Genomic DNA, 24,944 nt, shown 5'->3' with positions numbered 1-24,944 from the left:
GACGACCTGCTGAAACCTCAAGGCGGCGAGGCCCCGCGCCCACGCCGCCCAACAGACCCGCCCGGCCCCGCGAAAGGGGGCGGGGCGGGCGCGCCGGACGGGGAAAGGGTCCCCGAGGCGCCGGACGCAGATCGCCGGAAAAGGCGACGGTCCCCTGCAAAACAGTCGTCCCCGGACGGCAAGGGAGAAGAAGAGACATGATCACCAGACGCAGCGCGCTCATGGCCGCCGTCGCGACCTCGGCGCTGGTCGCCGGTCCGGCGCTCGCCGAAGACCCGATCAAGATCGGCAACGTGATGCCCTATTCGGGCCCGGCCTCGGCCTATGGCACGATCGGCAAGACCATCAACGCCTATATCGAGATGACCAACGCCAAGGGCGGCGTGAACGGGCGTCAGATCGAATTCATTTCCTATGACGACGGCTATTCGCCGCCCAAGATGGTGGAGCAGGTGCGCCGCCTGGTCGAGCAGGACGAAGTGACCGCCCTGTTCCAGACCCTCGGCACCCCGACCAACACCGCCATCCACAAATACATCAACGCCAAGCGGGTGCCGCACCTGTTCCTCGCCACCGGCGCGGCCAAGTGGGACGACCCCGAAAACTTCCCGATGACGATGGGCTGGCAGCCGTCCTACGTCGTCGAGGCCAAGATCTACGCCAAGTACATCATGGACAACATGCCCGACGCCAAGGTCGCCATGCTGTATCAGAACGATGACTTCGGGAAGGACTACTACAACGGCTTCAAGGAAGGCCTCGGCGACAAGGTCGACATGCTGGTCGCCGAAGCGCCCTACGAGGTCGCCGCGCCCACCGTCGACTCCGAGGTCATCAACCTCAAGGCCTCGGGCGCCGACGTCTTCATTATCATCGCCACGCCCAAGTTCGCCGCCCAGGCGATCAAGAAGTCGGCCGAGATCGGCTGGGAGGCCCAGCGCTTCCTGACCAACGTCTCGCTCTCGGTCGGCGGCGTGCTGAAGCCGGCGGGCTTCGAGGCCTCCAAGGGCATCATCTCCGCCGGCTACCTGATGGAGGAAGGCGACGCCCAGTTCGCCGACTCGCCCGAGCTGCTGGAATGGCGCGAGTTCATGGCCGAGTGGTATCCGGAAGGCGACGTGACCTCGTCCTTCACGGTGTTCGGCTATTCGGTCGGCGCCACCATCGTCCACACCCTGGAGATGGCCGGCGACGATCTCAGCCGCGAGGGCATTCTCGCCGCCGCCGCGTCGCTCAAGGACTATGACGCGCCGCTGCTGCTGCCCGGCATCCTCATCAACACCGCCGAGGACGACTTCGCCCCGATCGAGGCGATGCAGCTTCAGAAGTTCGACGGCGAAAGCTGGAAGCGCTTCGGCGAGGTGATCACGGTCGACTGATCCGACCGACGCGCGGCGCGGGCCCTTGGGAGGGGACCGCGCGCCGCGCCCATAACCGAATTCCCTCCGGGCAGGAGGGAGCTACGGGGCCCGATCCGCACCGCGCCGGATCGGGCCCCGTCTCGTCTCGGGTTACGGAACGTAAGGCATCCAGACCCTAAGGCGACCGTAGATCAACCTGCGCGGGTTGGGAGGGAATGAAAATGATCAACAGAAGAACCCTTATGGCAGCGGCGGCCGCCGGCGCGGCGACGCTGACCGCGATGCCGGCGATGGCGGCGGACGCCATCAAGATCGGCAACACCAACCCCTATTCGGGCCCGGCTTCGGCCTATGGCCAGATCGGGCGCACGGTCGAAGCCTATTTCGAGATGATCAACGCCGAGGGCGGGGTCAACGGCCGCCAGATCGAGTTCATCAGCTACGACGACGCCTATTCGCCGCCCAAGACGGTGGAGCAGGTGCGCCGGCTGGTGGAGCAGGACGAAGTCGACGTGCTGTTCGGCACGCTGGGCACGCCGACCAACACCGCGATCCACAAATACGTCAACGCGAAGAAGGTGCCGCATCTGTTCGTGGCCACCGGGGCGTCCAAGTGGAACGATCCGGAGAACTTCCCCTGGACCTCCGGCTGGCAGCCCAACTACCCGACCGAGGGCGCGATCTACGCCCAGTGGATCCTCGCCAATGTCGAGAATCCCAAGATCGCCGTGCTCTACCAGAACGACGACTACGGCAAGGACTACCTGCACGGGCTCAAGTCGGGCCTGGGCGGGCGCGTCGACGAGGTGCTGATCGCCGAAGCCCCCTATGAGGTCGCCCAGCCGACGGTGGATTCGGAGGTGCTGAACCTGCAGGCCTCCGGCGCCAACGTGTTCTTCATCGTGGCCACGCCGAAATTCGCCGCCCAGGCGATCAAGAAGTCGGCGGAAATCGGCTGGGAGGCCGAGCGCTTCCTCAACAACGTGTCGATCTCGGTCGGTTCGGTGCTGCAGCCGGCGGGGCTCGAGGCCTCCAAGGGGCTCATCTCCGCGGGCTACCTGATGGAGGCCGACGACCCGCAGTGGAAGGACGATCCCGCGCTGCTGGCCTGGCGCGAGTTCATGAACAAGTGGTATCCGGATGGCGACCAGACCTCGTCCTTCACGGTGTTCGGCTATTCCTCGGCCTGGACCATGGTCGAGACGCTGAAGCGGGCCGGCGACGACCTGAGCCGCGAGAACATCATGAAGGCGGCCTCGTCGCTGGAGGATGTCGCGGCGCCGCTGCTGCTGCCCGGCATCACGCTCAACACCTCGCCCACCGACTCCGCGCCGATCGAGGCCATGCAGCTGATGCGCTTCAACGGCGAAAGCTGGGAGCGGTTCGGCGAAGTGGTGCACGCCGAGTCCTCGTGATCCCGTGACCCTGCGGGGGCGTCCCTGCGGCGCCCCCGCGACCCGTTTCCGATCGCGGCGGTTTCCGCGATCCCGGGACCGACGGGGTCCCCTGGGACGGCCGGCCGGGCCTTCTCCCGAGGCGCGGGCGGCCCCAGTTCTCCGGGGACCGCGCCGGCGGCCCGTGCGGCGGCGCCGCGCGGGCCGACCGATGACGGCGCCGTTCCGCCCGCGGCGCGCGGAACCGGGCGCGCGTGCGGATCGGTTTCCGGATGCGGGCCGCCGACGAAGGTCGAGGCGGCGCGCCCGGATGCGGGCGCCGGCCAAAGGACGCGCGCGGCTCAGGGCGGGCAGGGCAGGGGGGCGCGCAGTCCACTATTCGCCGATCTGCTGGTCTCCAATCCCCTGATCCCCAATTCCCCGATCCCCACCTTGTTGGTCCGGCCCGACCCCGGCGCCACCCGGCGCCCGGTCGCCCCGCGCCGCGGGCGCGCCGCCTCCGCCCGCGTCCGGTTCGTCGCGGCGCTCCCTCGCCATCGCAGGCCAGTCGCCGGCCGATTTCCTCGGCGGCGCCGCAATTCGCCCGATCCGCGCCGTGATCGCGCCCCGCCGCGCCCTATGTCCTCTACCGACCCCGCCGAAAGGAGACCGACGCTCCATGCGCCCCGTCAACACGACCCGCACCGACCCGGACATCCGGGTCATCGTCAACGCCGGTTCCGGCCGCAAGCTGGGCGCGAACGGGCTCGACGTCCTGCGCCGCGCCTTCGACCGCCATCCCGGCCGCTTCGACCTGCGGGTCGTGCGCCGGGGCGCCGATATCGAGCGCGAGGCCCGCGCCGCCGTGCGCGAGGGCTTTCCCACCGTCGCCGCCGCCGGCGGAGACGGCACCATCAACGCCGTCGCCTCCGCCATCGCGGGCGAGGCGGGGCCCGCGGGAGAGGAGGGGCCCACGGGAGAGGACCGCCGCGCCGGCGCCCGCCCGCGGCTGGGGGTGATCCCGCTCGGCACCTTCAACTACGTGGCCCGCAGCCTCGGCATCCCCGAGGACCCCGAAGCCGCCATCGACCTGCTCGCCGAGGCCTCCGACCGGCCGCTGCCGCTGGGCGAGGTCAACGGACGGGTGTTCCTCAACAACGCCAGCCTCGGCGCCTACGCCTCGATCCTGGAAACGCGCGAGGGCGTCTACAACCGCTTCGGCCGCTCCCGCATCGCGGCGCACTGGTCGGTGGTGGTGACGCTCGCCCAGTTCCGTCACCCGCTGCTCGCCCGCGTGACCGTGGACGGCGAGGCCCGCCGGGTCCGCACCCCGCTCGCCTTTGTGGCCAATAACGGCTTCCAGCTCGAACAGTTCGGCTTCCATGACGCCGCCGAACGGGTGCGCGACGGCGAATTCGCCCTGTTCCTCGCCCCCGACACCTCGCCCGCCGGCCTGATCCGCTTCGCCGTGGATCTCGCGGTCGGCCGCCTGCAGCCGGGCCGGGACTTCGAGCTTGTGCATGGCCGCGACATCCTGATGGAGACCCGCCGCCCCCGCCGCCTCGTGGCCCGCGACGGCGAGCGCTCCAAGCTCGACGGCCCGTTCCGCTTCCGGCGACTCGACGACGTGCTGCGGGTGGCGGCGCCCGAAGCCGGCGCGGCGGAGGGCGACGGTCTGGTCTCGGCGCAGGCGGCCGGGTAGGCGGGGGGCATGCCTCGTCTCCTGCATCTCTCCGACCTGCATTTCGGCAAGGTCCTGCCCGAACTGGTCGAGCCGCTGATCGCGGCCGCCCATGCGCTCGCGCCCGAGATCGTGGTGATCTCCGGGGATCTCACCCAGCGCGCCCGCGACCACCAGTTCGCCGAAGCCCGGGCCTTCATCGACCGGCTGCCGGGCGCCGTGCTCTGCGTGCCCGGCAATCACGACGTGCCGCTGGATCGCCCGCTGTCGCGCTGGTTCCGCCCATGGCGGGGCTGGCGGGCGCATGTCTCGGACGAGCTGGAGCCGAGCTGGCGGGGAGACGGCTTCCACGTGGTGGGCGTCAACACGGTGGATCGCTTCGAGTGGCAGCGCGGCCGCATCGACGCGGCCCAGCTCGCCCGGGTCCGCGCCGCCTTCGCGCTGGCCGATGACGCCCCGCCGGCGCTGCGCGTGGTCGCCGCCCATCACCCGTTCGAGCGGTTGCGCGGCGACGGCAAGTCCCTGATGCGCGGCGCCCGCGAGGGGGCCGAGGCGCTGGCCGGCGGCGTCGACCTCGTGCTGACCGGCCATCTGCATCGCTGGCATGTGGGCCCGCTCGCGCCCGGGCGGGACGGCGGCGCCGGCGCCCTGCGGCCCGGCGCGGTGCAGGCCCATGCCGGCACCGGCCTGTCGAGCCGCCTGCGCGGGCAGGAGAACGATTTCAACCTGGTGGAGACCGAGGGCGACCGGGTGACGATCACCCGGCATCTCGCCGCCGAGGGCGCGCTGGAATTCGTCCCCGCCGAAAGCCTGCGCTATCGCCGCGGCCCGGCCGGCATGACGCGCGAGGACTGAGCGCCCCCGCGCCCGCCCGTGCCCGCGGGCCCGTGCCGCCGCGCCCCCGCCCGCGCCCGAAGGCGCCGCGTCCAGGTCGCGCCCGGCCGCCCCGTCCCGCCCGCGGCGCACGGAGCCGGGGGCGCGGGCGTCGCCGTCTCCCGCCCTCGGCGGTGGAGCCGGGAGCCCCCGTCGCCCTGCGCCGCGGGCGCGGCATCGCCGCTCTCGGGCCGGTGGTCGCGGCGCCCGATCCCGACCGGACCGGGCGCCGCGGAGGGGAAGGGGTCAGCCCTCCCTGCGATACCAGATATCCGCGTCGATCTCGTCCTTCAGCTCGGGATAGTCGGCCGCGTCGAAGGTCGGCTCCCTGCCGTCCTTGCGCTGCGCGAAATAGTCCCGGGTCAGCTTCGCCACGGTCCCCGACAACGCCACGATGGCGATCAGGTTGATCGTCGCCATCAGCCCCATCGAGGCGTCGGCCGCGTTGAACACCGTCGCCACGCTCTGATAGGCGCCCCAGACCACCATCGCCAGCGCCACCACCCGCAGCGCCATGAAGCCCGGCTTGCCGCCGAAGCCCAGGAAGATCATCGCGTTCTCCGCGTAGGAGTAGTTGCCGATGATCGAGGTGAAGGCGAAGAACAGGATGGCGATGGCGATGAACCACGATCCCGCCGCGCCGATATGCGCCTCCAGCGCCAGCTGCGTCAGCTGCGCCCCGGTCACGCCCGACCCCGGCTCCATCACCCCCGACAGCAGGATCATGATCGCCGTCGCCGTGCAGATCAGCAGCGTGTCGATGAACACCCCCAGCGCCTGCACGAAGCCCTGGGACGACGGGTGATGCGGGTCCGGCGTCGCGCAGGCCGCGATGTTGGGGGCCGAGCCCATGCCGGCCTCGTTCGAGAACAGGCCGCGCTTCACCCCGTTGAGCATCGCCGCGGCCACGCCCCCCGCGACGCCGCCGGCCGCTTCCTGCAACCCGAAGGCCGACTTGACGATCAGCGCCAGGATCCCCGGCACCGCCTCGATATTCATCACCACCACCAGCAGCGCCAGCGCCAGGTAGATCACCGCCATGAACGGCACCACCAGTTCGGCCACCGAGGCGATCTTGCGCACGCCCCCGAAGATCACCACGCCCGCCACCGCGGCCACCACGATCCCGGTGCCGATCTTGGGCAGGCCGAACGCGCCCTCCATGGCGTCGGCGATGGAATTGGCCTGCACCGCGTTGAACACCAGCCCGAAGGAGATGATCAGGCAGACCGAGAACACGCCCCCCAGCCAGGGCGCCTTCAGCCCGCGGGCGATGTAGAAGGCCGGGCCGCCGCGATACATGCCCTCCGGCCCGCGCACCTTGTAGAGCTGGGCGAGGGTGGATTCCGCATAGGCCGTGGCCATGCCGACCAGCGCCACCATCCACATCCAGAAGATCGCGCCCGCCCCCCCGAGATAGAGCGCCACCGCGACCCCCGCGAGGTTGCCGGTCCCCACCCGGCTGGCCAGCGAGATGGTCAGCGCCTGGAAGGGCGAGATCCCGTCCGCCCGGTTGGAGCTGCGCGAACCGAGGATGACCCGGAACATCTCGGCGAAATGCAGGATCTGGGGCGCGCCGAGCCGGATCGTGAAATACAGGCCCACGAGGAGCAGGCCGTAGATGAGGACGTATCCCCAGAACACCGTGTTGAGAAATCCGATGATGGCATCCATGTGGGATCCCCTTCGTCCGGGCGCGGCCGGGGCGGACATCCCCCGGGCGGCGCGGTTTCAGACCCGCCGCGGCGGGAAGCGCTCCGACTATGGAAAGGTTAACCCAGCCGTCGCAACCGGTTAACGGTATCTCAATGGAACTTTTCTGCGCGCCGGGGACGTTGACGTCGCGCCACACGGCCGGAACCGCCACGAAAAAGCGCCGCGCGGTCACCCGCGCGGCGCTGGATTTTCTTCGCGTCGGCCCGAAACCGGCCGGTAGGGCCGACGGGCAGGGGGGCCGGTCAGGCCACGCTGCGCAGGGTCGCGGGGGCCGCCACGGACCCGGCCTCGGGCGCCGGGGCGTCGGCGGCGGGGCCCTCGGCCTCGGCCCGCTCGATCAGCTCGTGGTGCAGGGCGCGGATGGCGTCGTCCTGACGCTCGGCCGGGACCAGAAGCTGCACGTCCACGGCGCGGCCGTTGTCCTGCAGCGCCAGCACCGGCACCTTCGCCGCCTCCAGCGCCTGCAGCGACCGGCGGGCCACCGACAGCCCCTCCAGGTTGCGGCCGATCGCCGAGACCAGCGCCATCTTGCGCGCCCGCACCCGGGCCGAGGGGCAGGAGGCCGCGATATCGCTCTGCGCCCGCTTCACCAGCTTCAGCGAGGCGTCCACGTAATGCGTCACCGTGTTGGCGTTCGAGGACTTGGACACGATCCGCACCTTGTGACGGGTCAGCGCCTCGAGGATCCGGGCGTCATAGCCCTTCACCCCCACCATGTCCTGCTCGAACACCTCCAGCGACAGCACCGGCAGGCCGGTGACCATCTCGACCCGCGTCGCGCCGCCATATTCGGCGTCGATCAGCGTGCCGGGGTCGCTCGGCTCGAAGGCGTTGGTCACGCGCAGCGGAATGCCCGCCTGGCGCAGGGTCTTGGCGGCGCTCGGGTGGATCGCCTCCATGCCCAGATTGGAAAGCTGGTCGGCCACGTCGTAATTGGTCAGGCCCAGCTTGCGCACCGCCTCCGCGCCCACGACCTTGGGATCGGCCGAGGACAGGTGGAATTCCTTGTGCACGATGGCCTCGCGCGCCCGGGTCCGGGCCGCGAGCCGGGAGAAGGTGACCTCGGAATAGCCGCGGTCGAACTCGCGCATCAGGCCTTCGCGGCACTGGGCGTAGCCGGTGACGATCGGCAGCTCGCGGGCCAGGTCGATATCCTCGAAGCCCCGGTCCAGCCGCTCGTCCAGGTCGGGCTGGCTCTCGTCGCGCCAGCCGGTCAGGTCGACGAAGCGGGCGTTGACGCCATGGCGGCGCAGCAGGGTGGCGGTGACGAAGGCCGAATGCGCCTCTCCCAGCCCCGAGAGCAGCTCGCGGATGGTCATCATGTGCTCGTCCAGCTGGAAATGCCCGTAGGAGCACAGCCGCTGAAGATCGATCAGGCAGGACCGCGCGCCCTCGATCCGCTCGCGCACGAAATCTTCGGCGGCGCGGATGTCGGCGCTTTCTTCCAGGACCTTGTTATGGGCCTCGGACATGGCGCGGGCGACGACGTTCAGGGCCTCCGACCAGCCGTGATCGTGGTCGGCGTTGGCGAAGAGCGCATAGACGCCCGGCGCGCCGGACTTCTTCGCCTCCAGCAGCAGGTCGGTGATGCCGCCATAGGCCGAAACCACGAAGACGCGGTTATACAGCGCCTCTTCCTCGCGGTCGCCGATGAAGAGCCCGCCCAGCAGCTCGTCCGAGCGGCTCATGGAGGTGCCGCCGATTTTCTCGACGGTGTGCAGGCCGGCGGGCCGGTCGTTCTGGGCGGCGGAGGGGGAGATCTGGTCGTGGCGGGTCATGCCCTGGCCTCGTTCGTTCGGGTAGCGCCCGCCGGCGGACCGGCGGGCGTCAACGGTGGGCTCAGCGTCGGGGACGGGCGGCTCAGGCCGCCTTGTCGTCCTCGGCCGGCGCGTAGGAGCCGTCCTCGCGGTGCACTTCCGTGCCGGTCACCGGCGGGTTGAAGCAGCAGGCGAGCTGAAGCTCGGTCTTGGCGCGCAGCGTGTGATGGTCGTGCAGGTTCAGCGCGTACATCACGCCGGGGGTGATCTCGTGCACCTCGCCGGTGGCCAGGTCCTCGATCGAGCCCTCGCCCGACACGCACCACACCGCCTCGAAGTGGTGCTTGTAGTGGAACGTGTGCTCCGAGCCCGCCTCGATGGTGGTGATGTGGAAGCTGAAGCCCATGCCGTCATCGGCCAGCAGCATGCGGGCGGACTTCCAGCGGGCGTCGGCCACCTCGCGCTCGGTGCCCTTGATCTTGTTGAAATCGCGAATGATCATGTCGTGTTCCTTGTCTTGGTCCGGGGTCGAGGGGGCGCGGGCCGCGGCGTGACGCCGGGGCCCGGCGGGCCTCACTCGGCGGCGATGTTGGCGGAGACGGCGGGGGAGCGGGCGGCGACGCGCGAGGCCACGGCGGCCTCCACGATGTCGAGCCCGCGGGCCAGCAGCTCCTTCTCGATGGTCAGCGGCGCGAGCACCTTGACCACCTCGTCATGGGCGCCCGACGTCTCGATGATGACGCCCTTGTCGAAGCACTCGGCGCAGACCTCGGCGGCCAGCTCGCCCGAGCCCACGTCCACGCCCCGGAAAAAGCCGCGGCCCTTCAGGCGGGCGTCGGGCAGCATCCCGGCGATGGCTTCAAGGCGGGTCTCCAGGTAGGCGGCCTTCTCGGCCAGCTCGGCCTGGAAGGCGCCGTCGGCCCAGAACTTCTCCAGCGCCACGCGGGCGGTGACGAAGGCGTGGGTGTTGCCGCGGAAGGTGCCGTTGTGCTCGGCCGGCTTCCAGATATCCAGCTCCGGCTTCAGCAGCAGCGCGGCGAAGGGCAGGCCGTAGCCCGACAGCGACTTGGCCATCGGCACCATGTCCGGCTCCACGTCCATCCCCTCGAAGGAGAAGAACGTGCCGCACCGACCGCAGCCGGCCTGGATGTCGTCGAGGATCAGCAGGATCCCGTGACGCTTGGCCAGCCGGCCCAGCCCCTCCAGCCACTCGCGCGAGGCGGCGTTGAGCCCGCCCTCGCCCTGCACCGGCTCCACTAGGAAGGCGGCGGGCATGTCGAAGCCCGAGGACGGGTTCTCCAGCAGCATCTCCAGCTGGGCGAGCGTGTCCACGTCGGCCCCGAAGGCGCCCTCGAAGGGCGCGCGCGCCACGCCCGACAGCGCCATGCCGGCGCCGTTGCGCTTGCCGGCGTTGCCGGTGGCGGCCAGCGCGCCCATGGTCATGCCGTGAAAGCCGTTGGTGAAGGCGACGATGGTCTCGCGCCCGGTCACCTTGCGGGCCAGCTTCATCGCGGCCTCGACGGCGTTGGTGCCGGTCGGGCCGGTCATCATCACCTTGTGGTCCATGCCGCGGGGCTGAAGGATCAGCCGCTCGAACGTCTCCAGGAACGCCTTCTTGGGGGCGGTGTGGAAGTCCAGCGCGTGGCCGATGCCGTCCTGGGTCAGGTGCTCGATCAGCGCCTGCTTCATGTCCGGGTCGTTATGGCCGTAGTTCAGCGACGAACAGCCGGCGAGGAAGTCGATGTAGTCCCGGCCGTCCTCGTCGGTCAGCGTGGCGTTGCGCCCGGTGGCGAAGCTGGTCGGGAAGGACCGGCAGTAGGAGCGGGCCTCGGACTCGCGGCGGGTGTAGATGTCGGCGGCGTCGGCGGTCTGGGTCGTGGAGGCGGTCATGATCGTCCTCTCTCTCGATGTCGGCGCAGCGTCGCCCGCGCGAGGTCTCGCGCAGGCGGCTTGCGTCGTGTCTGGGGTCAGTCAGGTCGGGGCGGGCGGCGTGCGCGCCGGCGGCGTCCCGAAATCGGCTTCTTGCCTTTGGCCGGGCCCCCGCAGGTCAGGCGGTCGGGCTCCGGCGGTCTCGATCACGGTCCGATCAGGCGGCGGCCCGCTTCAGATCGGGGCGGCGCAGCGCGCCGAAGGGGCCGATCTCCACCATGTGCTCGGTGTCGTGGCGGCCCTCGAAGTGCTCTTCGCGGGTGAAGTGGGCCTCGCTCTCGATCGGCGCGTCGCGGCGATCGGCGAAGCGGCGGAACAGCGCCCAGCTCGCGGCGTTGCCGCGGGTGATGGTGGTCTGGATCCGCTCGACATCCGCGCAGACGTCCCGGTCCAGGATCTCGTCCAGCATCTTGCCGGCGAGCCCCATGCCCCGCGCGTCCTCGGACACGGCGACCTGCCACACGAACAGCGTGTCGGGCTTGTCGGGCACGATATAGGCCGAGATCCAGCCCAGCGTCTCCCCATCCCGGTCCGCGATGACGCAGGTATCCGAGAAGTGGTCGCACTGAAGCAGGTTGCAGTAGAGCGAATTGCGGTCGAGCGGCTGGCAATCGCGAATGAGCTCCCACACCGCCGCGCCGTCCGAGCTTTCGGGGCGGCGCAGGTCGGGGAGGTCGATCATGGCGGTGTCTCTAGGCATCGGTCCGTCGCGGTTGTTTCGGTTGACGAGGAATATAAAGCCCCCACATGAGGTTTCAATACCGAAGCACTCTCTGGCCAAAAAAACGGCAGTTGACGGAAAAAACTAGTTTTTGAAGTGGCTTGCCGGGGAATAATGTGGTTATTCCCGCGCCAAGAATGTTCGGGAGCCAAAATTATCCGGGCTCGGAGCATCCTCAAACCTTTGGAGATCGAACAATCCTCGGACATCTTTCCCCGCCCGCCCAGCCGTCTAGAATGGCGTCGCCGCCGAACCGCGCGGCGTCCAAGCGAGTCGCAAGCCCCATGCAGGACCGTCTGACCACCGCGCTCGTCGCCATGCGGCGGATCCTGCGCGCGACCGAAACCTCCGCCCGCGCCCTAGCGCGGGAGACCGGCCTGACCACGCCGCAGCTCATGGTGCTGGAGCATCTGCGCGACGGGGCCGAGTCCACGCCCACCCGGATCGCCCAGTCGGTCGGCGTCGCCCAGGCCACCGCCACCGCGCTGATCGAAAAGCTGGAGGCCCGCGGCATGGTCCTGCGCCGGCGGGGCGAGAGCGACCGTCGCCAGTACTGGCTGTCGCTGACCGAGGCCGGCGCCGCGGCGCTGGACGCCTCGCCCGACCCGTTGCAGCGCCGCTTCGCGGAGCGTTTCGCCAAGCTCGACGACTGGGAGAAGGCGATGCTGGTCGCCTCGCTGGAACGGGTGGCCCACATGCTCGCCCCCGACACGGCCGACGCCGCCCCGATCCTGCATGCCGGCGACGTGGCGGCGACCGATGCCTCCGGCGCTCCCTCGGCGTGAGGCGCTGGCCGGGATCGGGGTCGGGCTGGGCCTCGGGGGCCGGATCGCGCTGGGCCTCGGGGCCGGTCTCGGCGTCCTGCGGCCGGGGGCTCTGATGGCCGCCCCGGCGGGCCGCGCCCCCGATGCCGATGACCTGGCCGCGGGCCGCGCCGATTTCGACGCCCGCTTCGCCACGTTCCGCGCCGAGGCCGGTCTGCCGCGTCTCGCCCGCGATCCGGCGCTGGAGGCCGCCGCCCAGGGCCACGCCATGACGCTGGCCGGGCAGGGGCTGATCGACCATGTGGGCCACGACGGCTCCTCGGTGGGCGACCGGGCCCGCGACGCCGGCTACGCCTGGTGCTGGGTCGCCGAGAACCTCACGCTGAACTGGCGCGGCGCGGACCAGGTTCTGGCCGCATGGCGCGGCAGCCCCGGCCACCACGCCAACATGGTCTCGCCGCAGGCCGCGGATTACGGGATCGGCTTCGCCTATGTGATGTCCGGCGCCTGGCGGGACGCGCCCGTCTGGGTCTGGGTCGCGGGACGGCGCTGCGGCTGACCGCCCCGCGACCCGCCCCGAGACCCGCCCCGAGACCCGCCCCGAAACCCGCCCCGAAACCCGCGTCAAGGCCCGGACGGTCTCGCCTCGATCTCCGTCCGCGTCCTCGCGCCCTGCGCTTGCCCCGGCCGCCCCGCCCGCGCCGGCCGTTCTCCACCCGCTCTCCTCACCGCACGCGCGTCCGTCCCCGCGCCGCGCGGGCGCGCCCTCGCAACCCTCGGGCGGGCCGACGCGCGGCCTCCGCGCCCGCCGCCCGCTCCGACCTTGGTCGAAGGGACGCTCGCGCGCCGCGGCTCTAGGCTCGCCCCATGCTCGCCCGTCTCCTCCGCCGCATTCCCCGCCCGCGCGCGCCCCGTCGCCTCGCCGCGAGCCTGGCGGGCGCGCTGCTGCTCTGCGCCCCGCACGCCCCGCCCCTCGCCGCCGCCCCGGCCGTGGCGCCCCTCGCCCAGCCCGCGCTCGCCGATCTCGTCCCGCCCCCCTACGCGCTGGGCGCGCCGGTGGACGACCGCGGCGTCTGGACCCTGCTCAATTCCGGCGGCGCCCCCGCCGGCTACGTCTTCCAGACCGGCCCCCTCGCCCCGCTGCCCGGCTTTTCCGGCGCCCCGATCGACGCGCTGGTCATGCTCGACGATCAGGCCCGCTTCATCGACGTGCGCCTGCTCTCCCATAACGAGCCGATCTTCGTCTCCGGCCTGGGCGAGGCCCCGTTCCACGCCTTTTTCGAGCAGTATCGCGGCCATTCCATCGCCAGCCCGATGGTGGTCGGCACCCCCTATGGCCAGGCCGGCGAGGCCTCGGCGCTGGTCTATCTGGACGGCGTGACCAAGGCGACGGCGAGCGTCCGCATCGCGCATGAGAGCATCCTCGCCGCCGCGCTCGAGGTCGCCCGCGACCGGATGCGCGGCGTCGTGCGCCCCCCCGCGGCGCAGCCGGACCCGGCCCATGACGAACCGCTGGACTGGGCGGCGCTGCAGGCGCAGGGCATCGCCGCCCGCCATGTGGTGAGCAACGCCCGGATGCAGGCGCTGTTCGCCGGTTCGTTGTGGGAGGATGACGACCCCGAGGCGGCCGACGCCCCCGAGGCCCCCTATCTCGACCTGTGGGTGGTGGATCTCGGCCCCCCCGCCATCGCCCGCGCGGCGCTCGCCCCCGGCACGCTGGCCGAGCTGCGCGACTTCCTCGCCATCTCCCCCCATGACGAGCCGATCCTGGTGGTGGAGGCCGCGCGCCACGGCCTCGTCTCCGACGGCTTCGTGCGCAACACCGCCCCCGACCGGGTCTCGGCCGCGCAGGACGACCTTCCCGTCGCCCTGCGCGACGCGGATCTCTTCGTGGAGCTCGCCCCCGACGCCCCCGCCGCGCTGGTCGAGGCCGTGGACCGCGGCGCCGCGCTGATCCTGCGCGCCGACCGGCGGCTGGGCTTCGACCCGTCGCGGCCCTGGACGCTCTCCATCCTCGCCCCGCGCGAACATGGCGTGTTCCAGCCGCAGGTCGGAACCCGCACGCTGGACGCCGAAATCGCGACCCCCGAGCGATTTTTCCAGCGCCCCGAAACCCCCGCCCCCCTCTCCCCCTTCGCCGAGGCGCTGCGGGGCCGGGCCCTCGACCTCTCGGCGCTGGGGCTCGGGCTGGCGGGGCTGGCGGCGGCGCTGGGGCCGGGGATGAACCGGCTGGCGGGGCTGCGGGCCTTCACGCCGGTCCGGCTGGGCGTGCTCGCCGCCATGACCGTCTTCGTGGGCTGGTGGGGGCAGGGGCAGCTTTCCATCGTCACGGTGCTGGGCGTGATCCGCGCAGGCGTCGAGGGCGGGTCCTTCGACTTCCTCCTTTACGATCCGTTCTCCCTGCTGGTCTGGGGGGCGGCGATCCTCGGCTTCGTCGCCTGGGGGCGGGGGTTCTTCTGCGGCTGGCTCTGCCCCTTCGGCGCCTTGCAGGAATTCGCCCACCACCTGGGCCGCGCCCTGCGCCTGCCGCGGATCGAGCCCGCGCCCCGCTGGGACCGCCGCCTGAAGCGGGTGAAAAACGTCCTCCTCGCGGCGCTCGTCGCGACCCTGTTCCTCGCCCCCGACCGCATCGAGATCGCGGCGGAGATCGAGCCCTTCAAGACCGCCATCACCACCGGCTTCGACCGCGAATGGCTCTATGTCGCCTATGCGGTCGCCTGGCTGGGGCTGGGGCTGGTGCTGTTCAAGGGGTTCTGCCGCTATGTCTGCCCGCTGGGGGCGTTCATGGCCATCGGCGGGGCGCTGCGGGGGCGGGACTGGATCGCGCGGCGGGCGGAATGCGGCGCGCCGTGCCAGCTCTGCCGGGTGAAATGCGCCTATGGCGCGATCGAGCCCTCGGGCCGCATCGACTATGCCGAGTGCTTCCAGTGCCTTGATTGCGTGAGCCTTCACGACGACCCGGCCCGCTGCGTGCCGCTGGTGCTGGCCGCCCGCGGCCGCGCCTTGCCCGCGCGCCGCCCCGCCGCGACGCGCCCTGCGGCGGAGCTTTCGACATGATCGGGGGGAGGATCGGTTCCGGGATCGGGCGGCGTCGTTTTCTGGTGGCGGGGACCGCGGCGCTTGGCCTTGGCGGACTTGCGGCGCGGGATGCGGTGACACGCTGGCGCGGGACCGCGCTGGGCGCTCCCGCCGCGATCAGCCTGCGCGGGCCGCAGGACCTCGCCCGCCCCGCGCTGGCCGCCGCGCGGGCCGAAATCGCGCGGATCGAGGCGCAATTCTCCCTGCATCGCCCGGATTCGGCGCTGTCGCGGCTCAACCGCGACGGCGCGCTCGCCGAACCGGCGGAGGCGTTTCTCGGCCTGCTGGCGCTTTCCCGCCGGGTCCATGCGGCGACCGGAGGGGCGTTCGATCCGACCGTGCAGCCGCTGCTGGCCGCCCTGGCGCGGGGCGAGCCTTCCGGGCCGGGGCGGGCGGCGGTGGGGCTGGAGGATGTGCGCGCCGACAAGGCCGGCCTGCGCTTCGCGCGCCCGGGCATGGCGATGACCTTCAACGGCGCCGCCCAGGGCCTGGCCGCCGATCTGGTGGCGAAGGTCCTGCGCGCGCACGGTTTTCCCGACGCGCTGGTCGATGCGGGAGAGATCCGCGCCGGCGTAGGGCGCTGGCGGGTAGGGGTCGAGGACCCGGCCCGCGGACTGGTCGAGACGCGGCGGATCGAGGCCGCGGGGCTCGCCGTCTCCTCCCCCTCCGCGTTGGTGCTGGGGCCGGGCCGGGCGGCGCATATCGCGCATCCCGGTCAGCCGGGGCGGGGGCCGCTCTGGTCCACTGTGGCGGTGGAGGCGGCCTCGGCGGCGCTGGCCGACGCGGTGTCGACCGCCGCGGTGTTCCTGGACGAGGACGCCCTGCGCGATCTGCCCGCGCGGCTGCCCGGATTGCGCCGCATCCTCGCCGTGCCGGGGCGGGGGCCAGGGCGGGGGCCGGGGCGGGGGCCGGGGCGGGGGCCGGTGCTGCGGATCCGGGCCTGAGGCCCGCGGCCCGCAACGTCGACGATGCGCCCAGCGCATCGATTCCGCGGGTTTCCATGCGCCGCCTGCATTGATCCTGACATGAAAAAAGGCGGCCCCTCCCCCGAAAGGGAAGGGCCGCCCCCGGCCGCGACGGAACGGGGAGGAGACCGCTTTCAGCCGCAGGCCTGCACGGCGCGCCTGGTCAGCACGCCGATCAGGTTCGCCCGGTAGGCGGGGGTTCCGTGGATGTCCCCGATCAGCGCGTCGGCGGGGAAGGCCATCCCCGTCACCGCGCCGGCGGAGAAGTCCGACGACAGCGCCGCCTCCGCCGCATCCCAGCGCGACACGCCGCCTTCGCAGGCGCCGGTGATCGCCACCCGCGCCCCGCCCGGGAAGCGGGCCACGAACACGCCCACCAGCGCGAAGCGGGAGGCCGGCTGTTCGAACTTCTGGTAGTTCGCCGCCGTCGGGATCGGGAAGTCGACGCGGGTGACCAGCTCGCCCTCCTCCAGCGCGGTTTCGAACATGCCGAGGAAGAAGTCGTCGGCCGCGATGGCGCGCCCGGCGGAGGTGTGGATCGTCGCCCCCAGCGCCAGGGCGGCGGAGGGGTAGCAGGCGGCGGGGTCGTTGTTGGCGACGGACCCGCCGAGGGTGCCGCGATTGCGCACCGCCGGGTCGCCGATATTGCCCGCCAGCGCCGCCAGCGCCGGGATCGCGGAGCGCACCGCCTCCGAGCCCGCCACGTCCGCATGGCGCGTCGCCGCCCCGATGGCCAGCTTGTCGCCCTCCCGGCTCACGCCCTTCAGCTCGGCCAGGCCCGACAGGTCCACCAGCACCGAGGGCGAGGCCAGCCGCGCCTTCAGCGTCGGGATCAGGGTCTGGCCGCCGGAGATCGCCTGGGCGTCCTCGCCCTTCATCGCCTCCACGGCCTCGGCGAGGCTCGCGGGGCGGAGATAATCGAAGTTGTACATGTGTCTCTCCCTATAGGGTCGAGGGGCGGGCGCCGGGCCGCCGGCGCCCGCCGCACCTCATTCCGCGGCCGCGGCCGGACGGGCGGCGTCGATGGCGGCCCAGACCTTGGACGGGGTCAGCGGCATGTCGATATGCGCGATCCCGTAATCCGAGAGCGCGTCGAGCACCGCGTTGACCAGCGCCGGCGGGCTGCCGATGGCCCCGGCCTCCCCGCAGCCCTTCACCCCCAGCGGATTGTGGGTGCAGGGCGTGCAGGCGGAGTTGTCCACCGTGAAGGAGGGCAGGTCCTTGGCCAGCGGCATGGCGTAGTCCATGAAGCTCGCGGTGATGAGCTGGCCGTTCTCGTCGTAGACGCAGCCCTCCATCAACGCCTGGCCGAGCCCCTGGGCGAGCCCCCCATGCACCTGCCCCTCGACGATCATCGGGTTGACCACGTTGCCGAAATCATCCGCCGCGGTGAAGGAGAGCACCTCGACCTTGCCGGTCTCGGGATCCACCTCCACCTCGCAGGCATAGGCGCCCGAGGGATAGGTGAAGTTGGCGGGATCGTAGAACGACGTCTCCTCCAGCCCCGGCTCCAGCGTCTCGATCGGGTATTTGTGGGGGACATAGGCGGCGAGGCAGACCTCGCCCCAGGCCAGCGACTTGTCCGTGCCCTGGACGGAGAACTGGCCGTTCTCGAAGGTGATGTCGCTTTCGGCCGCCTCCAGCAGATGGGCCGCGATCTTCTTGGCCTTGGCCACGATCTTGTCGACCGACTTCACGATGGCCGAGCCGCCGACGGCGAGGCTGCGCGACCCGTAGGTGCCCATGCCGAAGGGCACGCGGTTGGTGTCGCCATGCACGATGTCGATGCTGTCTTCGGGCACGCCGAGCATGTCGGCGACCACCTGGGCGAAGGTGGTTTCATGGCCTTGCCCGTGGGAATGCGAACCGGTGAAGACCGAGATCGAGCCGGTCGGGTTCACCCGCACCGTCGCGGCCTCGTAAAGCCCGGCCCGGGCCCCGAGCGCGCCGACCAGCGAGGACGGCGCGATCCCGCAGGCCTCGATGTAATGCGCGAGCCCGTAGCCGCGCAGCTTGCCGCGCGACGCGCTCTCGGCCTTGCGTGCCTCGAAACCGGCGCGGTCGGAGCCCTCCAGAACCTTGTCGAGCGTCGCGTTGTAGTCGCCGGAGTCGTATTCCACCGCCACCGGCGTCTGGTAGGGGAACTGGGTGATGAAGTTGCGCCGGCGCAGCTCCGCCGGGTCGATCCCCATCTCGCGCGCCGCCTTGTCCACGGTTCGCTCGATCAGGTAGGTGGCCTCCGGCCGGCCGGCGCCGCGATAGGCGTCCACCGGCACGGTGTTGGTGAAGACCGCGCGGACATTGGTGAAGATCAGCGGCGTCTTGTAGTTGCCCGCCAGCAGCGTGCCGTGCAGCCAGGTCGGGATGCAGGGCGCGAAGGTCGACAGATAGGCGCCCATGTTGGCCAGCGTGGTGGAGCGGAGCGCGAGGAAATGCCCCTCCGCGTCCATCGCCAGTTCGACCTTGCAGACGTGATCCCGGCCATGGGCGTCGGACATGAAGGCCTCGCCCCGGTCGGAGGTCCATTTCACCGGCCGGTTCAGCACCTTGGCGGCCAGCGTCACGAAGGCCTCTTCGGCGTAGTGGTAGATCTTGGAGCCGAAGCCCCCGCCCACATCGGGCGCCACGACCCGCAGCTTGTGCTCGGGGATGCCGAGCACGAAGGCGCCCATCAGCAGCCGGATCACATGCGGGTTCTGCGAAGTGGTCCAGAGCGTGTGCTGGTCGTCGGCGGCGTCGTATTCGCCGATGGCGGCGCGCGGCTCCATCGGGTTGGCGACGAGGCGGTTGTTGACCAGCTCAAGCACCGTGACGTGGTGGGCGTTGCGGATGGCCTCGTCCACCGCGTCCTTGCTCTCGGCCGGGAAGTCCCAGTCATAGCAGAGGTTGTCGGGGGCCTCCGGGTGCACGGCGGTCCCGCCGGAGACGGCGGCGCGCAGGTTCACGACGGCGGGAAGCTCTTCGAGATCGACCTCGATCAGCTCGGCGGCGTCGCGGGCCTGGGCGCGGGTCTCGGCCACCACGGCGGCGATCGGGTCGCCCACATGGCGCACGAAGCCCTCGGCCAGCACGGGGTGCTTGGGCTCCTTCATCGGCTCGCCGTGCCTGTCGGTCACCTGCCAGCCGCAGGGCACGCCGCCCACGGCCTCGAAGTCCCTGGAGGTGAAGACCTTGATGACGCCGGGCGCGGCCTCGGCCGCCGCGATGTCGATGCCGTTGATCCTGCCGCTGGCCATGTCCGAGCGCAGGAAATGCACATAGGCCTGGCCGGGCTTGTTCATGTCGTCGGTGTAGCGTCCCGTGCCGGTCAGGAACCGCTTGTCTTCGCGCCGCTTGGAGCTGGCGCCGATGCCGAAATCCTTGGCCATGATCCGAAATCCTCCCTTATTCCGCCGCGACGGGCTGGGCGCCGCGCAGGGTCTCGGCCGCGGAAAGCGCCGCCTTGACGATATTGTGGTAGCCGGTGCAGCGGCAGATATTGCCCTCGAGCCACTCGCGGACCTCCGTCTCCGAAGGCGAGGCGTTGACCCGCAGCAGGTCGGTGATCGACATCACCATGCCCGGGGTGCAGAAGCCGCATTGCAGGCCGTGATGCTCCTGGAAGGCGGCCTGGACCACGTTGAGGGTCCCGTCGCGGGACGAGACGCCCTCGATGGTGGTGATCTCCGCGCCCTCGGCGGCGGCGGCGAGCATGGTGCAGGATTTCACGCTTTCGCCGTTCACATGCACCAGGCAGGCGCCGCATTGCGAGGTGTCGCAGCCCACATGGGTGCCGGTCAGGCCAAGTTCCTCGCGCAGCAGCTGCACCAGAAGCGTGCGGCCCTCGACGGTTTTCTCGACGGTCTTGCCGTTGACGGTCAGTTTGATGCCGGGCATCCGGAATGTCCTCCCCTGGCTGTTGGCTCGGTTGGTTGCGGCGCGCGCCCCGCCTCCCTGCGGGGGCCGCCGTGACGGGTCTGGGCGTGGAGCGGGATCAGGAGAAGATCTTCCTGATCCAGCTTTTGCTTTCGGGCGCGGCGCCGGCCATCGCCGGTTCGCGCGCGGCGGTGTCCTCGGTGCTCGCGGCGTTGCTCGCATCGGTGTCCGCGTCGGTTATCGCGGCGGCGGTTTCAGCGGAGGGGGGGCCCTCCACCTGCGCCTTGAAGGTGGCGAAGAATTCGTCGGCCATCTTGCGCGCAAACCCGTCGATCAGCCGCGAGCCCAGCTGCGCCAGCTTGCCGCCCACCCGCGCCTCGGCCTCGTAGGACAGCAGCGTGCCCTCGTCGTGGTCCGACAGGCGCACATGCGCGCCGCCCTTGGCGAAGCCCGCGGCGCCGCCCTTGCCCTCTCCGACCAGGCGGTAGCTTTCGCCCTCCACGATGTCCTCCAGGGTCACCGCGCCTTTGAACCTGGCCTTCACCGGGCCGACCTTCTGGGTGACGTCGGCTTCCATGTCGGTGGGCGAGGTCTTTTCCAGCCGCTCGCAGCCCGGAATGCAGGCCTTGAGCACGTCGGGGTCGTTGAGCGCGGACCACACGTCGCCGCGGGGGGCGCGGATGACGGTTTCGCCGGTCATTTCCATGGGGGGCGGCCTCCTTCGGGGGCGGTCGGTGAACAAGAGTAGGGACGGGCCGCGGCGACGCGCCATGCGACCAAAGTCGTAGAGGGGCTCACCAGTCGGGTTTCTCCCAGGTGAGCCCGTGGGCCTCGAAGATCGCGGCGAGGCGTCCGTCCGCCACCGCCGCCTGCACCGCGTCGTCGACGGCATAGGCGAGCGGCCGCCAGGAATGGCGCACCGCCACCCCCAGCATCCACGATCCGCGGGCGAAGCCGGGCAGGGGCGGCGCGTGCAGGGCGAGCCCGGGGACGAGCCCGGCCTCCAGTTCCCCGCGCGGGCCCATGGCGGCTTTCGTCTCCCCCGCCGCCAGCGCCCGCATGGCCGCGGCGGTGGTGGGGAAGCGGCGCAGATTGCCGGCCAGCGCGCCGCGGGCCAGCGAGGTCAGGTAGAAATCCGCGATCGAGTCGTTCTCCACCGCCACCGCGTCGAAGCGGAACCAGGCGGGGACGGGCGCGTCGTCGGGATAGGCGTCTTCGCGATAGGCGATGGCGACGCGCTCGGTGAAGTAGATGCCGGTGAACACCACCTGCTCCACCCGGCAGGCGAGCCGGGAGTCATAGGGCGCGTGCAGCATCACGTTGGAGGCCGAGCCCCCCACCACCGGCCCTTTCCAGACATGGTTGCGCAGGTCGGCCTCATAGGTCTCGGCGGGGGTCACGAAATCGAAGCGGGGGGCGACGCCGAGATCCTCGGCGATGATCCGGCCCAGCGCGATGTCGACGCCCATCGGGGCGGCGTCCGGGCCCTGCCAGGACCAGGGGGGGAAATCCTCGTAGACCGCGAAGCGGATGAAGCCGCGTTCGCGGATGGCGTCCAGCGACTGGCCCACATAGTCGCGCGAGGCGTTCTGGGGCCTGGGTTGCGGGACGACATCCTCGCAGCGCGCCGCCGCTTCCCCCGCCAGACCCGCGGCGAAGATCATCGCCGGCAGGACCCTGAGCGCCGCGCGCAAGCCGGGGCGGGCGTTGCGACGGGCCGGCGGGCCGCCCCGGGGCGGGACGGCGGGGATGGGAGCGAAGCGGCGACGCGCGCGAGCCATGACCGGGGGACCTCCGGCCGGCTCAGTGGGCGGCCGAGAGGCCGATGGTCAGCACCTCCGCGGCCGCATTCAGGTCCGCCTTCGGACCGGACAGCCGGGCGGCGGCGCGATAGGCGGCGCTGTCGGCGACGGGGGCGCCGGAGGCGGTGGGCACCTCGGCGGCGATGGCTTCCAGTTCGGCGCGCAGGGCCTCGACGGCCTCCGGGTCCGGGGCGGGGTCGGCGTCGGGGGCGGCGGCGTCCATCGCCGACAGCGCGTCCCGGATGGCCTTCAGCCGGTCGGAATGCGCGTCCATGGCGCCGTCGTCGGGGCGGGTCTCGATATAGGTGCGGATCGCCCAGGCGGCCTTCTGGCCCAGCAGCTCCCCGAAGGCCGGCATCTTGGTGATCCCGTTCTGGGTGTAGCCGGTGCGGAACCGCTCCGCATACCATTCGTCGCCGTATTCCTCGGCTTCCAGGTAGCGCAGGTCGGGGGCGAGCCCGCCGGAGATCACCCCCAGCCCGTGGCAGCGCGCGCAGTTCTGGTTGTAGCCGCTGTCGCCGATGGCGATGGCCTCGGCCCAGACCTCCGGGCCCGCGTCGCGATAGGGGTTTTCGGTCAGCCAGTCCTCGCCCAGATCGGGCAGGGCGCCGGTCTCCACCGGCTGGGGGGCGACGTCTCCATGCGCGAGGGCGAGCCCCGCGGCGCCCAGCGCCAGGGCGGCGGCGGCGCCGGTCGCGATCGCGAATTGTCCAAGCGGTTTCCCGCGCCCCGGTCCGGTCATCGGCCGTCTCCCTGTCGGCTGGTTTCGTGCTGTTGATCCCAGCGCTAGCATGCGGTCCGGCGCGGCCGGTATTCGACCTTATGGCGACAGGGCGGGGGCGGGCGCATCCGGGGGGCGAGACTTTGGTCCAATGTCCCGCGGCGGGCGGCCGCGGCTAGGCTCCGCCCCATGATCCGCACCCGTTCCCTCGCCGCCGCTTTCGCCGCCCTGCTGGCCCTCGCCCCGTCGGCGCGGGCCGATCCGCTGGCGCTGCGCGTGGGGTGGCTGGAGGCGCGGGCGGCGCGGCCGCCGGTGCTCTCCAATCTCGACCCGGCGCCGGAGGATCTGGGGTTGGCCGGGGCGCGGCTGGGGCTGGCGGACAACGCCGCGTCGGGGCGGTTCCTGGGCCAGCGGTTCGCCTTGTCGGAGGTGGTGATCCCGCCGGGCGAAGATCCGCTCGCCCCCGCCCGCGCGCTGCTGTCGGAGACCGGGCTGCTGGTCGTCTCCGCCCCCGCGGCGACGCTGACCGCCATCGCCGATCTGCCCGAGGCCGAGGGCGCGCTGATCTTCAACGCCGCGGCGCCGGAGGCGGATCTGCGCGGGGCAGGCTGCCGGGCCAATGTCCTGCACGTCTTTCCCAGCCTCGCCATGCGGGCGGATGCGCTGATGCAGTTCCTCGCCGCCCGCCGCTGGACGGAGCTGGCGATGATCGAGGGCACGCATGAGGGCGACGCCGAATGGGCCGGGGCGCTGGCCGCCGCGGCGCGGAAATTCGGGCTGCGGATCCGGGGGCGGGAGGTCTGGGACCACGCCTCGGCCGATATCCGCCGGCTGGCGGGGCAGGAGGCGCCGCTGTTCACCCAGAACCTGCCTGCGCATGACGTGCTGCTGGTCGCGGACGAGCAGGGCGATTTCGCCCGCTGGATGATGTTCAACACCTGGGAGCCTCGGCTCTTCGCCGGGTCCGAGGGTCTGGTCCCCTCCGCCTGGACCCCGCAGGCCGAGCAATGGGGGGCGAGCCAGCTTCAGTCCCGCTTCCGGGCGCTGGCGGGGCGCGACATGCGGCCCGAGGACTACGCCGCCTGGGCCGCCCTGCGCGCGGTGGGCGAGGCCGCGACGCGCGCCGTCTCCGCCGAGCCGGGGCGGCTGCGGGCCTACATGCTGGGGCCGGAGTTCGAGCTTGCGGGCTTCAAGGGCCGTCCGCTCAGCTTTCGGGCCTGGAACGGGCAGCTTCGCCAGCCGATCCCGCTCGCCCATCCCCGCGGGCTGGTGGCGATGGCGCCGCTGGAAGGGTTCCTGCACCAACGCAACGAGATGGACACGCTCGGCCAGGATGCGCCCGAAAGCGCCTGCCGGGCCTTCGAGGGAGGTAACGGATGATCCGCGCCATCACGCTCGCGCTGCTGGCCGGGATCGCCCCCGCCGCGGCGGACGAGATCTGGGTGACCAACGAGAAGGACGACACGATCAGCGTCATCGACACCGAGACGCTGGAGGTCACCCGCACGATCCCCACCGGGGAACGGCCGCGGGGGATCGTGTTCTCGCACGACTTCTCCCGCGTCTATATCTGCGCTTCGGATTCCGACGCGGTGCAGGTCATGGACCCGGCGTCGGGGGAGATCCTGCACAACCTCCCCTCCGGCGAGGACCCCGAGCAGTTCGCCCTGCATCCCGACGACCGGCGGCTCTACATCGCCAACGAGGACGACGCCATCGCCACCGTGGTGGACGTGGAGACCCGCCGCGTCATCGCCCAGATCGACGTGGGGATCGAGCCGGAGGGCATGGCCGTGTCGCCGGACGGGCGCATCGCCATCACCACGTCCGAGACCACCAACATGGCGCACTGGATCGACACCGGGACCCACGTGCTGTTCGCCAACACGCTGGTGGATTCGCGCCCCCGCCATGCCGAGTTCGCGAGGCGGGGGACGGAGCTGTGGGTGTCGTCGGAGATCGGCGGCACGGTGACGGTGTTCGCCGTTGCGGACCAGGCGGAGCTTGCGAAGATCCGCTTCGACATCAAGGGCGTGCATGACGACCGCATCCAGCCGGTGGGGTTCGAGTTCACCCCCGACGGCCGCACGGTTTTCGTGGCGCTGGGCCCGTCCAACCATGTCGCCGTGGTGGATGCCGAAACCTACGAGGTCGTGGACTACATCCTTGTCGGACGGCGGGTCTGGCACATGGCGTTCTCCCCCGATCACCGGCGGCTGTTCACCACCAACGGCGTCTCCGGCGACGTGACGGTGATCGACGTGGAAAGCCGCGAAGCCATCAAGTCCATCAAGGTCGGCCGTTTCCCCTGGGGCGCCGCCGCCCGCCCCACCCCGAAGGAGGGCTGA

Annotated in this window: 21 protein-coding genes; 10 read left to right on the top strand and 11 right to left on the bottom strand. The window is 71.4% G+C overall.

The window, feature by feature from the left end; all coding sequences use genetic code 11:
* The first annotated feature begins 197 nt into the window (after positions 1-197).
* The 4 genes from BLV24_RS05755 (at position 198) to BLV24_RS05740 (ending at position 5,270) form a co-directional block, all read left to right on the top strand.
* On the top strand, positions 198-1,379 hold the full coding sequence (locus tag BLV24_RS05755; protein WP_092680126.1) for an ABC transporter substrate-binding protein: 1,182 nt from the start codon (positions 198-200) through the stop codon (positions 1,377-1,379).
* 224 nt (positions 1,380-1,603) lie between these two features.
* Positions 1,604-2,776 carry an ABC transporter substrate-binding protein gene (locus tag BLV24_RS05750; RefSeq protein ID WP_218133337.1) on the top strand — a complete coding sequence of 391 codons (1,173 nt, stop codon included), beginning with the start codon at positions 1,604-1,606 and terminating at the stop codon, positions 2,774-2,776.
* 637 nt (positions 2,777-3,413) lie between these two features.
* Positions 3,414-4,436, top strand: coding sequence for a diacylglycerol/lipid kinase family protein (locus BLV24_RS05745; protein ID WP_092680124.1), 1,023 nt, complete (start codon positions 3,414-3,416; stop codon positions 4,434-4,436).
* Positions 4,437-4,445: 9 nt separating this feature from the next.
* Positions 4,446-5,270 carry a metallophosphoesterase family protein gene (locus tag BLV24_RS05740; RefSeq protein ID WP_092680123.1) on the top strand — a complete coding sequence of 275 codons (825 nt, stop codon included), beginning with the start codon at positions 4,446-4,448 and terminating at the stop codon, positions 5,268-5,270.
* Between the two features lie 264 nt (positions 5,271-5,534).
* Here BLV24_RS05740 and BLV24_RS05735 read toward each other — a convergent pair whose 3' ends face one another.
* From BLV24_RS05735 to ectA, 5 genes are all read right to left on the bottom strand, one after another.
* Positions 5,535-6,962 carry an alanine/glycine:cation symporter family protein gene (locus tag BLV24_RS05735; protein WP_092680122.1) on the bottom strand — a complete coding sequence of 476 codons (1,428 nt, stop codon included), beginning with the start codon at positions 6,960-6,962 and terminating at the stop codon, positions 5,535-5,537.
* A gap of 284 nt (positions 6,963-7,246) precedes the next feature.
* Positions 7,247-8,782 carry an aspartate kinase gene (locus BLV24_RS05730; RefSeq protein ID WP_092680121.1) on the bottom strand — a complete coding sequence of 512 codons (1,536 nt, stop codon included), beginning with the start codon at positions 8,780-8,782 and terminating at the stop codon, positions 7,247-7,249.
* A gap of 82 nt (positions 8,783-8,864) precedes the next feature.
* The gene (locus BLV24_RS05725) at positions 8,865-9,263 is read right to left on the bottom strand and encodes an ectoine synthase (protein WP_092680120.1); all 399 of its coding nucleotides are present in this window, start codon (positions 9,261-9,263) and stop codon (positions 8,865-8,867) included.
* Positions 9,264-9,334: 71 nt separating this feature from the next.
* Complete coding sequence (gene ectB / locus BLV24_RS05720; RefSeq protein ID WP_092680119.1) at positions 9,335-10,651, bottom strand: diaminobutyrate--2-oxoglutarate transaminase; 1,317 nt, start codon at positions 10,649-10,651, stop codon at positions 9,335-9,337.
* Between the two features lie 196 nt (positions 10,652-10,847).
* Complete coding sequence (ectA, locus tag BLV24_RS05715) at positions 10,848-11,372, bottom strand: diaminobutyrate acetyltransferase (RefSeq protein ID WP_092680118.1); 525 nt, start codon at positions 11,370-11,372, stop codon at positions 10,848-10,850.
* Between the two features lie 323 nt (positions 11,373-11,695).
* On the opposite strand from ectA, the gene BLV24_RS05710 reads away from it, so the two are divergent.
* The 4 genes from BLV24_RS05710 to BLV24_RS05695 all read left to right on the top strand — a co-directional run bounded on the left by BLV24_RS05710 (position 11,696) and on the right by BLV24_RS05695 (position 16,197).
* Positions 11,696-12,196, top strand: a complete 501-nt coding sequence (locus BLV24_RS05710; RefSeq protein ID WP_092680117.1) for a MarR family winged helix-turn-helix transcriptional regulator — start codon at positions 11,696-11,698, stop codon at positions 12,194-12,196.
* On the top strand, positions 12,171-12,734 hold the full coding sequence (locus tag BLV24_RS05705; protein ID WP_176954632.1) for a CAP domain-containing protein: 564 nt from the start codon (positions 12,171-12,173) through the stop codon (positions 12,732-12,734). Before BLV24_RS05710 ends, BLV24_RS05705 begins: the two co-directional genes overlap by 26 nt.
* A gap of 308 nt (positions 12,735-13,042) precedes the next feature.
* Entirely contained in the window at positions 13,043-15,232 is a 2,190-nt protein-coding gene (locus tag BLV24_RS05700; protein ID WP_092680115.1) for a 4Fe-4S binding protein, read from the top strand.
* A complete protein-coding gene (locus tag BLV24_RS05695; RefSeq protein WP_092680114.1) occupies positions 15,229-16,197 on the top strand; it encodes an FAD:protein FMN transferase in 969 nt (322 codons plus the stop codon). The genes BLV24_RS05700 and BLV24_RS05695 overlap by 4 nt, the downstream gene beginning before the upstream one ends.
* 155 nt (positions 16,198-16,352) lie before the next feature.
* Here BLV24_RS05695 and BLV24_RS05690 read toward each other — a convergent pair whose 3' ends face one another.
* The 6 genes from BLV24_RS05690 to pedF form a co-directional block, all read right to left on the bottom strand.
* Entirely contained in the window at positions 16,353-17,150 is a 798-nt protein-coding gene (locus BLV24_RS05690) for an FAD binding domain-containing protein (RefSeq protein WP_092680113.1), read from the bottom strand.
* Between the two features lie 57 nt (positions 17,151-17,207).
* Complete coding sequence (locus BLV24_RS05685; RefSeq protein WP_092680112.1) at positions 17,208-19,586, bottom strand: xanthine dehydrogenase family protein molybdopterin-binding subunit; 2,379 nt, start codon at positions 19,584-19,586, stop codon at positions 17,208-17,210.
* 16 nt (positions 19,587-19,602) lie between these two features.
* Positions 19,603-20,094: a (2Fe-2S)-binding protein gene (locus BLV24_RS05680; protein WP_092680111.1), complete on the bottom strand. Its 492-nt coding sequence runs from the start codon at positions 20,092-20,094 to the stop codon at positions 19,603-19,605.
* 97 nt (positions 20,095-20,191) lie between these two features.
* A complete protein-coding gene (locus BLV24_RS05675) occupies positions 20,192-20,779 on the bottom strand; it encodes an SRPBCC family protein (RefSeq protein WP_092680110.1) in 588 nt (195 codons plus the stop codon).
* Positions 20,780-20,867: 88 nt separating this feature from the next.
* A complete protein-coding gene (locus BLV24_RS05670) occupies positions 20,868-21,737 on the bottom strand; it encodes a substrate-binding periplasmic protein (protein WP_092680288.1) in 870 nt (289 codons plus the stop codon).
* A 139-nt stretch (positions 21,738-21,876) separates the two neighbouring features.
* A complete protein-coding gene (pedF, locus tag BLV24_RS05665) occupies positions 21,877-22,617 on the bottom strand; it encodes a cytochrome c-550 PedF (protein WP_092680109.1) in 741 nt (246 codons plus the stop codon).
* A gap of 168 nt (positions 22,618-22,785) precedes the next feature.
* Here pedF and BLV24_RS05660 point away from each other — a divergent pair, with 168 nt between their 5' ends.
* Positions 22,786-23,976 carry a lanthanide ABC transporter ABC transporter substrate-binding protein PedA1 gene (locus BLV24_RS05660; RefSeq protein WP_092680108.1) on the top strand — a complete coding sequence of 397 codons (1,191 nt, stop codon included), beginning with the start codon at positions 22,786-22,788 and terminating at the stop codon, positions 23,974-23,976.
* The gene (locus BLV24_RS05655) at positions 23,973-24,944 is read left to right on the top strand and encodes a YVTN family beta-propeller repeat protein (protein WP_092680107.1); all 972 of its coding nucleotides are present in this window, start codon (positions 23,973-23,975) and stop codon (positions 24,942-24,944) included. Before BLV24_RS05660 ends, BLV24_RS05655 begins: the two co-directional genes overlap by 4 nt.

Source organism: Albimonas donghaensis, assembly GCF_900106695.1.
In the GTDB taxonomy this organism is placed as follows: Bacteria; Pseudomonadota; Alphaproteobacteria; order Rhodobacterales; family Rhodobacteraceae; genus Albimonas; species Albimonas donghaensis.
Note: the sequence above shows the minus strand (reverse complement) of the source record. Positions and strands in the feature narration are given on the sequence as shown.

Bases quoted from the DNA above. Each gene is read 5' to 3' on its own strand.
- BLV24_RS05755 (WP_092680126.1), top strand. From the start codon at position 198: ATGATCACCAGACGCAGCGCGCTCATGGCCGCCGTCGCGACCTCGGCG.
- BLV24_RS05750 (WP_218133337.1), top strand. From the start codon at position 1,604: ATGGCAGCGGCGGCCGCCGGCGCGGCGACGCTGACCGCGATGCCGGCG.
- BLV24_RS05745 (WP_092680124.1), top strand. From the start codon at position 3,414: ATGCGCCCCGTCAACACGACCCGCACCGACCCGGACATCCGGGTCATC.
- BLV24_RS05740 (WP_092680123.1), top strand. From the start codon at position 4,446: ATGCCTCGTCTCCTGCATCTCTCCGACCTGCATTTCGGCAAGGTCCTG.
- BLV24_RS05735 (WP_092680122.1), bottom strand. From the start codon at position 6,962: ATGGATGCCATCATCGGATTTCTCAACACGGTGTTCTGGGGATACGTC.
- BLV24_RS05730 (WP_092680121.1), bottom strand. From the start codon at position 8,782: ATGACCCGCCACGACCAGATCTCCCCCTCCGCCGCCCAGAACGACCGG.
- BLV24_RS05725 (WP_092680120.1), bottom strand. From the start codon at position 9,263: ATGATCATTCGCGATTTCAACAAGATCAAGGGCACCGAGCGCGAGGTG.
- ectB (WP_092680119.1), bottom strand. From the start codon at position 10,651: ATGACCGCCTCCACGACCCAGACCGCCGACGCCGCCGACATCTACACC.
- ectA (WP_092680118.1), bottom strand. From the start codon at position 11,372: ATGATCGACCTCCCCGACCTGCGCCGCCCCGAAAGCTCGGACGGCGCG.
- BLV24_RS05710 (WP_092680117.1), top strand. From the start codon at position 11,696: ATGCAGGACCGTCTGACCACCGCGCTCGTCGCCATGCGGCGGATCCTG.
- BLV24_RS05705 (WP_176954632.1), top strand. From the start codon at position 12,171: ATGCCTCCGGCGCTCCCTCGGCGTGAGGCGCTGGCCGGGATCGGGGTC.
- BLV24_RS05700 (WP_092680115.1), top strand. From the start codon at position 13,043: ATGCTCGCCCGTCTCCTCCGCCGCATTCCCCGCCCGCGCGCGCCCCGT.
- BLV24_RS05695 (WP_092680114.1), top strand. From the start codon at position 15,229: ATGATCGGGGGGAGGATCGGTTCCGGGATCGGGCGGCGTCGTTTTCTG.
- BLV24_RS05690 (WP_092680113.1), bottom strand. From the start codon at position 17,150: ATGTACAACTTCGATTATCTCCGCCCCGCGAGCCTCGCCGAGGCCGTG.
- BLV24_RS05685 (WP_092680112.1), bottom strand. From the start codon at position 19,586: ATGGCCAAGGATTTCGGCATCGGCGCCAGCTCCAAGCGGCGCGAAGAC.
- BLV24_RS05680 (WP_092680111.1), bottom strand. From the start codon at position 20,094: ATGCCCGGCATCAAACTGACCGTCAACGGCAAGACCGTCGAGAAAACC.
- BLV24_RS05675 (WP_092680110.1), bottom strand. From the start codon at position 20,779: ATGGAAATGACCGGCGAAACCGTCATCCGCGCCCCCCGCGGCGACGTG.
- BLV24_RS05670 (WP_092680288.1), bottom strand. From the start codon at position 21,737: ATGATCTTCGCCGCGGGTCTGGCGGGGGAAGCGGCGGCGCGCTGCGAG.
- pedF (WP_092680109.1), bottom strand. From the start codon at position 22,617: ATGACCGGACCGGGGCGCGGGAAACCGCTTGGACAATTCGCGATCGCG.
- BLV24_RS05660 (WP_092680108.1), top strand. From the start codon at position 22,786: ATGATCCGCACCCGTTCCCTCGCCGCCGCTTTCGCCGCCCTGCTGGCC.
- BLV24_RS05655 (WP_092680107.1), top strand. From the start codon at position 23,973: ATGATCCGCGCCATCACGCTCGCGCTGCTGGCCGGGATCGCCCCCGCC.